The organism is Micromonospora sp. NPDC048063 (genome assembly GCF_043202855.1).
Classification (GTDB): Bacteria; Actinomycetota; Actinomycetes; order Mycobacteriales; family Micromonosporaceae; genus Micromonospora.
In genome coordinates this window covers 134,639-145,958 of sequence record NZ_JBIDBG010000015.1, presented here as the reverse complement: position 1 = coordinate 145,958, position 11,320 = coordinate 134,639, and the positions used below count along the sequence as shown (strand labels likewise).

7 protein-coding genes are annotated in these 11,320 nt (G+C 72.1%); 5 read left to right on the top strand and 2 right to left on the bottom strand.

Going from position 1 to position 11,320, the window contains the following annotated elements:
• Positions 1–670: 670 nt before the first annotated feature.
• Both ACGFZ2_RS28135 and ACGFZ2_RS28130 read right to left on the bottom strand, forming a co-directional pair.
• Positions 671–1,702 (bottom strand): hypothetical protein, encoded by a 1,032-nt coding sequence (locus tag ACGFZ2_RS28135; protein ID WP_357696591.1) that lies wholly within the window; start codon positions 1,700–1,702, stop codon positions 671–673.
• A complete protein-coding gene (locus ACGFZ2_RS28130) occupies positions 1,689–2,048 on the bottom strand; it encodes a hypothetical protein (protein ID WP_393267035.1) in 360 nt (119 codons plus the stop codon). Before ACGFZ2_RS28130 ends, ACGFZ2_RS28135 begins: the two co-directional genes overlap by 14 nt.
• A 355-nt stretch (positions 2,049–2,403) precedes the next feature.
• Between ACGFZ2_RS28130 and htpG the strand changes: the two genes are divergently transcribed.
• From htpG to ACGFZ2_RS28105, 5 genes are all read left to right on the top strand, one after another.
• Positions 2,404–4,317: a molecular chaperone HtpG gene (htpG, locus tag ACGFZ2_RS28125; protein ID WP_393458635.1), complete on the top strand. Its 1,914-nt coding sequence runs from the start codon at positions 2,404–2,406 to the stop codon at positions 4,315–4,317.
• 77 nt (positions 4,318–4,394) lie between these two features.
• Complete coding sequence (locus ACGFZ2_RS28120; protein ID WP_393267041.1) at positions 4,395–5,303, top strand: diacylglycerol/lipid kinase family protein; 909 nt, start codon at positions 4,395–4,397, stop codon at positions 5,301–5,303.
• A 677-nt stretch (positions 5,304–5,980) separates the two neighbouring features.
• On the top strand, positions 5,981–9,133 hold the full coding sequence (locus tag ACGFZ2_RS28115) for an OmpL47-type beta-barrel domain-containing protein (RefSeq protein WP_393267044.1): 3,153 nt from the start codon (positions 5,981–5,983) through the stop codon (positions 9,131–9,133).
• Positions 9,134–9,152: 19 nt separating this feature from the next.
• Positions 9,153–10,121 (top strand): sugar phosphate isomerase/epimerase family protein, encoded by a 969-nt coding sequence (locus ACGFZ2_RS28110; RefSeq protein WP_393267046.1) that lies wholly within the window; start codon positions 9,153–9,155, stop codon positions 10,119–10,121.
• Positions 10,118–11,296 carry a multicopper oxidase domain-containing protein gene (locus ACGFZ2_RS28105; protein WP_393267049.1) on the top strand — a complete coding sequence of 393 codons (1,179 nt, stop codon included), beginning with the start codon at positions 10,118–10,120 and terminating at the stop codon, positions 11,294–11,296. The genes ACGFZ2_RS28110 and ACGFZ2_RS28105 overlap by 4 nt, the downstream gene beginning before the upstream one ends.
• Positions 11,297–11,320 lie beyond the last annotated feature (24 nt).

Below are 11,320 nucleotides of genomic sequence, written 5' to 3'. Positions count from 1 at the left end.
GTCACGCGCTCACGGTGGGTACAACGCCCCGGCCCCCCGGCCCATGCCCGGCGGGGTGGTGGCCCCCGCCACCGCAGTCCACCACCAACCGGACATAACGCCCGGGCGCCGGACCGGCGATCCTCGCCGAACCGGACACACACCCCAAGCGTGCCCTCTGTCGACCAGTCGGGCATTCCTGGTTCAGGGCATCTGTGGGTCCGGTGTCAGGTTTGGTCCCTGTGCCGGCACAGCGGGTCACACCCGCCTCGACAGGTCCGGAGGGTCGGGTGCCGTGTGGCCCTGTCGAGCTGCCCCGTCTGTAGGACCGCTCGTCACATCAGCGCCGCGGCCCCGGCCTGATCGACGTTGGTGGGCTCGGTCGCCTGCGACTGCCCTGTTGTGTGCCCCATCTGTGGGGGCCAGCTCGACAGGGGTCGAGAAGCGGTACCGCGACCTCGATCGGCGGCGACGTCGTCCGGCGCTCCGTCCCCCGCTCTCTGCGAGGCGCGGTACGCCCATCCGGTGTTCAGCGCCGCCAGGTCGGCGGGTGCCGGCTCCTGCTTACCGCCCGGGGGGGTGCGCGGCATTCCCGGTGACCGGGTCGGCGATGCCTGCGGCCAGGCGGGACAGCGCGGTCGCCCGGGCCGGGTCGCGCGGCGGGGTCGGCTCCGTTCGGCGCGCGGTGGGGTCAGTCCCGGGTGGCCGCGTGGCGGCGCAGCAGCGCGATCGCCTCGTCGACGAGGCCACGCTCGGTGAGCAGCGTGAGCAGCAGCGGCAGGGGTCGCCAGTCGTCGGCCTCGACCGCCTGCCGCAGCAGCGCGATCGCCTCGTCGTGCCGGCCCCGGGCGGCCAGCAGCGCGGCCAGCTCGTCGCGCGCCCTCGGGTCGCCCTGGTCGGCGGCGATCCGCCAGTACCGTTCCGCCTCGTCGGCGCGCCCCTCCTCGGCGAGCAGCGCGGCGAGCCGGGCGGCAGCGTGCCAGTCGCCGTGCTCGGCGCGGGCCCGCAGTTCCTCCGTCCGTCCCCGGTCGGCCAGCAGGTCGACCAGGACGCTGCCCGCTCCGCTCGCGCCGGCCCGGTCGAGGTCGCGCAGGTAGCCGGTCGGGTCGGGCACCGCCGCCAGACCGGAGGACTCCTCGCCGAAGAATCGGCTGCCGCCGAACTCCCGCCGGAGCTGGTCGTCGAGGTCGTCGGCGAGCTCGACCATGGCCCGTACGGCCAGCAGCAGGTGGGTGGGCACGAAGTCCTGACCGAAGACGGGCACGGACGCCCATACCGTGTCCCCGGTGCAGTAGACGCGGCCGACGACGAGACCGTTGGTCAGGTCGGAGAGTCGCCGGTACAGCGACTCCGTCGGCTGGACCCCGGTGAGCAGCGGCGAGAACACGTCGACCAGCGGCGGGTCGTCCTGCGCCCGTACGAAGATCATGGCGGAACCGACGCGGATGCCGACGTCGCCGTCGGCGTCGACCCGCAACTGGTCGGCGGTGACGCCCAGGATGCCGGCCAGCACCACCTTGACCCGCTGGGTCAGCTTCCCCCCGTGGTCGGGTTCCCCGACGGGCTCCGGGGCGTGACCGGCCGCTCGGGCGGCCACGGGTCGCGCGGCGAGCGCGGCGGCCAGCCTGGTGCGGGTCGGCACGGGAACGGCCGTGGCCGTGGCGGCCGGCCGGGCCGACAACGCGGAGACGAACCTGCCCAGCAGGCTCTCACGCGGCGTCATCGTGCTCGCCGTCCGGTCCGCCGCGCGTGTCGTCGGACGGCTGCTCCGTCACCCGGACCTGGTCGAACATCTTGGCGATCACGAGCGGCGCCGCCACCCCGAAGGTGAAGCTGGCGAAGGCGGTGGTGGCCAGGCCACCCGCCCCGGCCGCGGCGGCGAGCCCGGTGCCGGCCACGGTCCGGAGCAGCACCGCGAACACGACGATCGGGGCGTCCCGCCTGTCCCGCCACGGCCACTGCCATCGCCCCCCGGACTCGGTGGTCGGGCGCATCATCCCGGACAGGTTGAGCGCCTCGGCCACCGCGCTGCCGACCAGCCCCCACATCGCGGCCATCCATAGAGACACATCCCTACCGTACTGACCGCCGCACGCGGCGGTCGCACCAGCCCTCGACTCTCCCGGCGACCACGGTGACGCCACCGTCGACGGTAGAGCCTCCGGGCAAAGCGCGCCCGCCGCCCGCAGCCCCGGCCCCCTGCACGACCCCGGGGCGGCGTGCCGATGCCGGGGCCGATCAGACGCAGGTCGTCGGCGCCGACCCGGGGCTGATCGTCCCCGGTCGGCGGCTCGGCCGCTGACGCGTACCTTTGATGACGCCCGGTCGGGAAACTCCGACCGGGCGTCGTCGCCTCGCCGTGGGCGACGGCTCGTATCCTTTCGGCGAACCTCTGGTGGGCTTTCGAGAATGAAAGGACACGGCGTGAGTAACCAGGCCGAGACGTTGGAGTTCCAGGCCGAGGCGCGTCAGCTGCTCCAGCTGATGGTCCACTCGATCTACTCGAACAAGGACGTCTTCCTGCGCGAACTGATCTCGAACGCCTCGGACGCGCTGGACAAGCTGCGCCTGGCGTCGATGGTCGACAAGGACCTGGAGGTCGACACCTCCGACCTGCACATCGAGATCGAGGTCGACAAGGCGGCGCGCACGCTGACCGTCCGGGACAACGGCATCGGCATGTCCCGTGACGAGGTGGTCCAGGTGATCGGCACGATCGCCAAGTCGGGCACGGCGGAGCTGCTGCGCAAGCTGCGCGAGTCCGCCGACGCCGGGGCGCGGCAGGAGCTGATCGGCCAGTTCGGGGTCGGCTTCTACGCGGCGTTCATGGTCGCCGACCGGGTGGAGCTGGTGACCCGGCGGGCGGGGGAGACCGGCGGCACCCGCTGGGAGTCGGCCGGCGAGGGCACCTACTCCGTCGAGGCGGTCGACGAGGTGCCGCAGGGCACCGCGGTGACCCTGCACCTCAAGGCGGCGGACGCCGAGGACAACCTGCACGACTACACCGCCGAGTGGACGATCCGGGAGATCGTCAAGCGGTACTCCGACTTCATCGCCTGGCCGATCCGGATGACCGTCGAGCGCCCGGGCGAGGGCGACGCGACCACGACCGAGACCCAGACGCTCAACTCGATGAAGGCGCTCTGGGCCCGGCCCCGCGACGAGGTCGACGAGGCCGAGTACAAGGAGTTCTACAAGCACGTCAGCCACGACTGGGCCGACCCGCTGGACATCGTGCACATGAAGGGCGAGGGCACCTTCGAGTACGAGGCGCTGCTGTTCATCCCCTCCCACGCCCCGCTGGACCTGTTCGCCCCGCAGGGTCGCCGCGGCGTGCAGCTCTACGTCAAGCGCGTCTTCATCATGGACGACTGCGAAGCGCTCATGCCGAACTACCTGCGCTTCGTCAAGGGCGTGGTGGACGCGCACGACCTGTCGCTGAACATCTCCCGGGAGATCCTCCAGCAGGACCGGCAGATCCAGGTGGTCCGCCGCCGGCTGGTCAAGAAGATCCTGTCCACCGTCAGGGACATGAAGGCCAACCACGCCGAGCGCTACCGGACCTTCTGGACCGAGTTCGGCGCCGCGGTCAAGGAGGGCCTGATCGACGACACGGAGAACCGGGACATCCTCCTGGAGATCCTCTCGGTCGCCTCGACCCACGACCCGGCCGAGCCGACCGACCTCGCCGGCTACGTCAGCCGGATGAAGGACGGGCAGGCCGACATCTACTACGCCACCGGCGAGTCCCGCTCGATGATCGAGAACTCGCCGCACATGGAGGCGTTCCGCGCCAAGGGCTACGAGGTCTTGCTGCTCACCGACCCGGTCGACGAGGTGTGGGTCGAGCGCGTCGGCCAGTACGACGGCCGGACTCTGCGCTCGATCGCCAAGGGCCAGGTCGACCTGGACACCGAGGAGGAGAAGAAGGAGGCCGAGGCCGAGCGCGAGCAGCAGCGCAAGGACTTCGCCGACCTGCTCACCTGGATGGGTGCCACCCTCGCCGACTCCGTCAAGGAGGTCCGCCTCTCCTCCCGGCTGACCACCTCGCCCGCCTGCGTCGTCGGTGACGCCCACGACATCACCCCGACGCTGGAGAAGATGTACCGGGCGATGGGGCACGAGGTGCCGGCGGTCAAGCGGATCCTGGAGCTGAACCCGGGGCACCCGCTCGTCACCGGCCTGCGCAAGGCCCACGAGGAGGGCGGCACCGAGGAGTCGCTGAAGGAGACCGCCGAGCTGCTGTACGGCATGGCGCTGCTCGCCGAGGGCGGGGAGCTGGCCGACCCGTCCCGGTTCACCCGCATCCTCGCCGACCGCCTCGCCCGTACCCTCTGACCGTCGCGTCCCGGCCGGTGGGGTCGCTCCCACCGGCCGGGCGTAGAAACCGCGCGGGCTGGGTATCACCGCCGGCCATGAGCACGAGTACCGCGGCGGCCGTCGGCACGGTCGCGGTCGTCGCCCACCGCAGGAAGACCCTCGGCGGCGGCCTCGACGCGCTACGCGCGGAGCTGGCCGGCGCCGGGGTCGAGAACCTGATCTGGTGCGAGGTGCCGAAGAGCCGCAAGGCGCCGAAGAAGGTCCGTAAGGCGCTGAAGAAGGGCGCCGAGTTGGTCTTCGTGTGGGGCGGCGACGGCATGGTGCAGCGCTGCGCCGACGCCCTCGCCGGCTCGGGCGCCGCCCTGGCGATCCTGCCCGCGGGCACCGCCAACCTCTTCGCCGCCAACCTCGGCATCCCCGAGGACCTCTCCGAGGCCGTCCGGATCGGCCTGCGCGGCCCGCGCCGTGCCCTGGACCTCGGCAGACTCAACGGCGAACACTTCGCCGTGATGGCCGGCGCCGGCTTCGACGGCGACCTCATCCGCGACGCCGACCGCACGCTCAAGGGCAGGTTCGGCCGCCTCGCGTACATGTGGACGGGGCTGCGGCACGTCCGGGGCGAACTGGTCCGCACCCGGATCACCGTCGACGGCGCCGAGTGGTTCGACGGCGAGGCGAGCTGCGTGCTGTTCGGCAACGTCGGCACCATCACCGGCGGCATCCCCGCCTTCGACGACGCCCGCCCCGACGACGGCTGCCTGGAGGTTGGCGTGTCCACCGCCGACGGCGCGGTGGACTGGGCGCGCACCCTCGGCCGGATGGCCGCCGGCCGCTCGGCGGAGTCGCCGTTCGTACGCATCACGCGGGGCCGCAGGGTCAGGGTCCGCCTCGCGGCGCCGCGCAGGTACGAACTTGACGGCGGCGCCCGCAAGGAGGTCACCAAGCTCAAGGTGCGGGTCGTCCCCGGTGCGCTGACGGTCTGCTGCCCCGAACCCGTCTCCTGACCGGCGCCCTCAGGGAGGTGCTGGCGGAGGTGTAACGCCCACGCGACCTGCGACGCTGCCGACTTTCGTCATTCTGAATGAAAGTAGTGTCAGCGGCGACGAAAGGTCTGGACACGCTGACGGCAAGTCAGTAGTGTCGGGACACATCAATATGTTTCATCGAGATGAACCGGCGGCGCGGTGACTCTCGACCGTGGTCCCAGGCGGCGCAACACGCCCGGCGGCCACGGGTAAGGCCAGGGATGGCACCCCGGGTCGGCGCTCCAAGACAGCGCCCCGGTGCGGAAACGCGCCGTGGCTTGACCGATGCCCATCCCTTCTCACTCACATCCCGTCACCCCGACGCGGCACCTGTCTGACCCGCGCGCGCACCCGGCTCGCCGCTGGTATCAGGCAGACCCCGTTCACCCAGCACGACCGTGACAGCTGGTCACGGCCGAGGACCTCGTGCGGCCAAGGAGGGGCCGCAGAGGCTGCCGATACGAAGAAGCCGTCGATCTGATGAAGGGTTCGTACGGGCATGTGACGACGCTCGACCTGGATCCGCGGACAGGTGTGCCCCTGCCGCCCCCGGGCAGCTCCCGAAGCCTCGGGACGCGGCAGCGCTGACTACTCATGACATCGGCCGGCCGATGCACGCTGCGCCGGTGTCCCTCTCGGACCGTGAAAGAGGAATCATGAACGGGTACTCACCGCCCGGTCGGCTCTCCGTGGGCCGGCTCCGGCATTCGATTGCGGCAGCCGCCACGGCGGTCCTGCTGCTGGTGACCGCCGGACTGGTGGCGGCTCCGGCGAACGCGCGCCCGGTCGACGCGGACCGCGCACGGACAGCCGACGCGAGCGGGCCGCCCCGGCAGCTTCAGGCCCAGGTGCTGACCTGGACCGCCGGCGACAACTTCCTCTCGTACCTCTCCGCGCCCACCACCGCCGTCGCCGGGCCGGCGACGCTCGTGTTCGAGAACAGCGCCGCGACCGGCAACACCACCGGCATGCAGCACACCCTGACCTTCGACACCACCAACCCGGCGTACAACAGCGACGTCGACGTGAACATCCTGGCCGACCCGACGGACGCCAACGGGGGCCGGTGGACCGTCGACGTGGTGCTCTCGCCCGGCACGTACCGCTACTTCTGCGCCATCCCGGGCCACGGCGGGATGGCCGGCCTCCTGGTCGTCACCGGTGGCGGCGCGGACACCACGCCGCCGACCGCGTCGGCCGCGGTGTCGGGCGAGCGGAACGACACCGGTGCCTACCTGGGGTCGGCGACGGTGACGCTGTCCGCGACCGACGAGGGCTCCGGCGTCGACCGGGTCGAGTACTCCCTGGACGGCGGCCCCTACGGCACCTACTCGGCGCCGGTCACGGTCAACCAGCCGGGGCAGCACACGGTGACCTACCGGGCCACCGACAAGGCGGGCAACACCTCGACCCCGCAGTCGGTGTCGTTCACGGTGGTGGAGCCGCCCAAGCCGGACACCACCCCGCCGACCGCGACGGCCGCGGTCACCGGGCAGCGCGACGACAACGGCGCCTACGTCGGCAGCGCCACGGTGACGTTGTCGGCCACGGACACCGAGTCGGGTGTCGACCGGGTCGAGTACTCCCTCGACGGCGGCGCGTACGCCACCTACTCGGCGCCGGTGACGGTCAACCAGCCGGGGCAGCACACGGTGACCTACCGGGCGACGGACAAGGCGGGGAACACCTCGACCCCGCAGTCGGTGTCGTTCACGGTGGTGGAGCCGCCCAAGCCGGACACCACCCCGCCGACCGCGACGGCCGCGGTCACCGGGGAGCGCGACGACAACGGCGCGTACGTGGACTCGGCGACGGTGACGCTGTCGGCCACCGACACGGAATCGGGCGTAGACCGGATCGAGTACTCCCTCGACGGGCAGCCGTACGCCACCTACACCGCGCCGGTCGCGGTGACCCAGCCCGGCCAGCACACACTGAGCTACCGGGCGACGGACAAGGCGGGCAACACCTCGCCCGCGCAGTCGGTGTCGTTCACCGTGGTGCGACCGCCGGAGCCGGACACCACCCCGCCGACCGCGACGGCCGCGGTCACCGGGCAGCGCGACGACAACGGCGCGTACGTCGGCAGCGCCACCGTGACGCTGTCCGCCACGGACACCGAGTCGGGCGTCGACCGGATCGAGTACTCCCTGGACGGCGGCGCCTACGCCGGCTACTCCGCGCCGGTGACGGTCAACCAGGTCGGCCAGCACACGGTCAGCTACCGGGCGACGGACAAGGCGGGGAACACCTCGGCCGCGCAGTCGGTGTCGTTCACCGTGGTGCAGCCGCCCGCCCCGGACACCACGCCACCGACGGCGACCGCCACGGTCAGCGGCCAGCGGGACAGCGCCGGGGCGTACGTCGGCGCCGCCACGGTCACCATCTCGGCCACCGACGCCGGCACCGGCGTGGACCGGATCGAGTACTCCCTCGACGGGCAGCCCTACGCCGCCTACTCGGCGCCGGTCACCGTCAACCAGGTCGGCCAGCACACGGTCAGCTACCGGGCCACCGACAAGGCGGGCAACACCTCGACCCCGCAGTCGGTGTCGTTCACCGTGGTCGACCCGCCGGAGCCGGACACCACCCCGCCGACCGTCACGGCGGCGCTTTCCGGCCAGCTCGACGACCACGGGGCCTACCTCGGCAGCGCCACCGTCATTCTCACCGCCGCCGACGCCGGCTCCGGCGTGGACCGGATCGAGTACTCCCTCGACGGGCAGCCGTACGCCCGCTACTCGGCGCCGGTCACCGTGAACCAGGCAGGCGGGCACACGGTCAGCTACCGGGCCACCGACAAGGCCGGCAACACCTCGGGCACCGCGTCGGTCACCTTCACCGTGGTCGCCAGCGGCCCCAGCGCCTGCCCGGTGCCGGACACCCGGCCGACGGTGTGGCTCGGCACGGTGGACAGCGGCGTGCCGAACCGGGTGGTCGCCGACGGCTGCACGATCAACAACGCCATCCACGACGAGAAGGCGTGGCCCAACCACGGCCAGTTCGTCAAGCACGTCACGGACGTCGCGGAGCACCTGCACCACCTCGGCCTGATCGACCACAAGGAACACGGTCGCCTGGTGAGCGCCGCCGCCCGCTCCGGCGTCGGCAAGCCGGACGGGAAGAACGGCTACCAGCCGCTGCTGGACGCCTCGGCGGCGTCGTTCGCCCGGTGGGAGCACGTCGGCGCGGGCGGCTTCACCCGCAACGCCGACGGCTCGATCACCAGCCGGGCGGTCCCCGGCCTCGGCATGCTCTGGCTCCCCACCGCCGAGTACGGAGACTTCTCGCTGAAGCTGCAGTGGCGCGACGACGCCCCCGGCACCGGCCGCGCCAACAGCGGGGTCTTCGTCCGCTTCCCCGACGTGCACGACCACGCCCAGGAGTCCCGCCCCGAGTGGGTGGCCATCAAGTACGGCCACGAGCTGCAGATCTACGACCGGCCCGACGGCGACCAGTACAAGAGCGGATCGGTGTACGGCTTCGACCGGGTCGACCTGGCCGGCGCGCAGGTGGCCCCGAAGGGCACCTGGAACGACTACGAGATCCGGGTGGTGGGCCAGCACTACTCCGTCTTCCGCAACGGCGAACTGATCAACGAGTACGTGAACACCCCGGACGCGGTGTTCAGCCCGCCCCGGGCCGACGACCCGGGCGGCGCCGGCCGCCAGCACGCCCGCGGATACATCGGATTGCAGAACCACGGCACCGCCGACGTCGTGAGCTTCCGCAACGTGCGGATCGCGCCGCTCTCCGCGTGCTGCCCCGGCGGCGCGCCCTCCTCTGCCAACCCGAGCAGCTGCTGCTGACGATCGAAGGGGAACAACCATGGCGAAGAACAGGATCGACCGTCGGGCGCTACTGCGCGGCCTCGCCGGCTCCACCGTCGCGGTCGGCGCGGCGAGCCTCGCCGGAGCGCTGCCCGTCACGGCGTCCGGCGGCGCCTCGAACGGCCACCTGGTGCCGCGCGGGCACCTGGGCATCCAGCTCTACAGCGTCCGGGACAAGGTCACGCAGTTCGGCTTCGCGGCCGTCTTCGAGGAGCTGTCCCGCATCGGCTACCGGGAGGTGGAGTTCGCCGGCTACACCCAGGGCAACGTAGGCCCGATCACGCCGGCGCAGATCCGCCGGCTGCTCGACGACAACGGGCTGAAGGCGGCCGGCAGCCACCGCGGGCTCGGTGACTTCCGGAACAACCTGGAGTGGGAACTGGACGTCGCCGAAACCCTCGGCATGCCGGCCCTCGGCACCGCGCAGGCGCCCACCGGCAACCGCACCATCGCCGGGTACCAGGCCGCCGCCGCCGAGTTCAACGCGTGGGGCGCCGCCGCCGCGGCCCGGGGGATCAAGCTCTACCAGCACAACCACACCATCGAGTTCAGCTTCGCCGTCGACCGGCCCGACGTGCGGCTGTACGACCTGTTCCTGGAGCTGACCGATCCCCGGTACGTGTTCCTGGAGATGGACATCCTGTGGGCGTACGGGGGCGCCCGCAAGTACCCGGGGTTCCGGCCGGTCGACTACGTCAACGCGCATCCGCACCGGTTCCCGCTGTTCCACGTCAAGGACGGCGTCCCGCTGCCCGACCCGCAGCAGGGCAACTCCTACCTGGACGTCGAGTTCGGCGCGGGGGTCATCCCGTTCGCCGAGTTCTTCACCGAGCTCGACGGGGGCGGCCGGTTCACCTACCTGTGGGAGCAGGACACCGGGCCGAACGCCCAGCCCAACCCGCCGGGCTCCCTCGGCGCCGCCGAGCGCAGCTACCAGCGCATCGTCGACCTGCGGGGTGACCGGTGAGCGCCTGGCGTCTCGTCGAGGACCCCCCGCCGCCGGGGGACGGCGGCGCGCCCGAGGACGACCGTGCCGGCAAGCGCCGCGGACCGAGCACCCGCCGGCTGCTGGTGGTGGCGGCCACCGTGCTGCTGACCCTGGTCGGCGCCGGCGGCCTGGCCGCCGCCCGCTCCGGGGCGTTCTTCGCCGAACGGCCGGAAGGCTGCGCCAGGCCGGACCGCAGCATGCAGCTGTACGCGGTGGAGCTGCCCAAGGACGGCACCCAGATCCGGCTCGGCTACGGCCTCACCCCGCAGACGGCCTCCTACCCGGGCCCGACGATCGAGATGACCGAGGGGGAGTGCGTCGCCATCACCCTGCACAACCTGGTGTCGGCGGCCACCCTGACGCAGCTGCGTACCGACCCGGCGCACCCACTGGGCGTCTCGCTGCACGTGCACGGGGTCAAGTACACCCAGCTCTCCGACGGCACCGTGCAGAGCGGCTCCTTCGTCCCGCCCGGCGAGTCGCGCACGTACACCTGGTTCGCCCAGCAGCGGAACAGGAAGACCGGTTCGCCGGGCACGGCCGGCTACTGGTGGTACCACGACCATGTGGTGGGCGGTCCGCACGGCACCCAGGGCCTCGGCGCGGGGCTCTTCGGCGGGCTGGTGGTCCGGCGCCCCGGCGACCCGAAGCCGGATCGCACCTACACCGTGGTCTTCGGCGATCGGCAGAGCATCAACCTGCGCCGCGGCGCGGCCGCCGACACCTGCGACGCGCAGAACCCGCAGCCGGGGCCGACCTGCCTGGTCGCCCGCAAGGGGGAGAAGGTCGAGTTCGTCGTCGTCGGCATCGGTAACGACATGCACACCTTCCACCTGCACGGCCACTCCTGGGCGGACACCCGGACCGGCCTGGTGGACAACGGACAGCCGTTCGCCGACGGCGTCCCGATCATCGACAACAAGCCGCTCGGCCCCGGCGACTCGTTCGGGTTCCAGGTGGCGGCCGGTGATTCGGTCGGACCGGGGCACTGGATGCTGCACTGCCACATGCAGTTCCACTCCGACGGCGGCATGTCGACCATGCTGCACGTCCTGGACGAGGACGGGGCGATGCCTCCGGGCCACGGCCACCACTCCCACCCGGCGAACGCCACCGGCACCACCGCCGACGCCGGGCAGCACCAGCACAACTGACGCACCGTCTCCTGCTCGACCCGC

What these genes read in the sequence shown, in the direction of transcription:
- ACGFZ2_RS28135 (WP_357696591.1), bottom strand. Translation starts at nt 1,702, where the DNA reads ATGACGCCGCGTGAGAGCCTGCTGGGCAGGTTCGTCTCCGCGTTGTCG.
- ACGFZ2_RS28120 (WP_393267041.1), top strand. Translation starts at nt 4,395, where the DNA reads ATGAGCACGAGTACCGCGGCGGCCGTCGGCACGGTCGCGGTCGTCGCC.
- ACGFZ2_RS28115 (WP_393267044.1), top strand. Translation starts at nt 5,981, where the DNA reads ATGAACGGGTACTCACCGCCCGGTCGGCTCTCCGTGGGCCGGCTCCGG.
- ACGFZ2_RS28110 (WP_393267046.1), top strand. Translation starts at nt 9,153, where the DNA reads ATGGCGAAGAACAGGATCGACCGTCGGGCGCTACTGCGCGGCCTCGCC.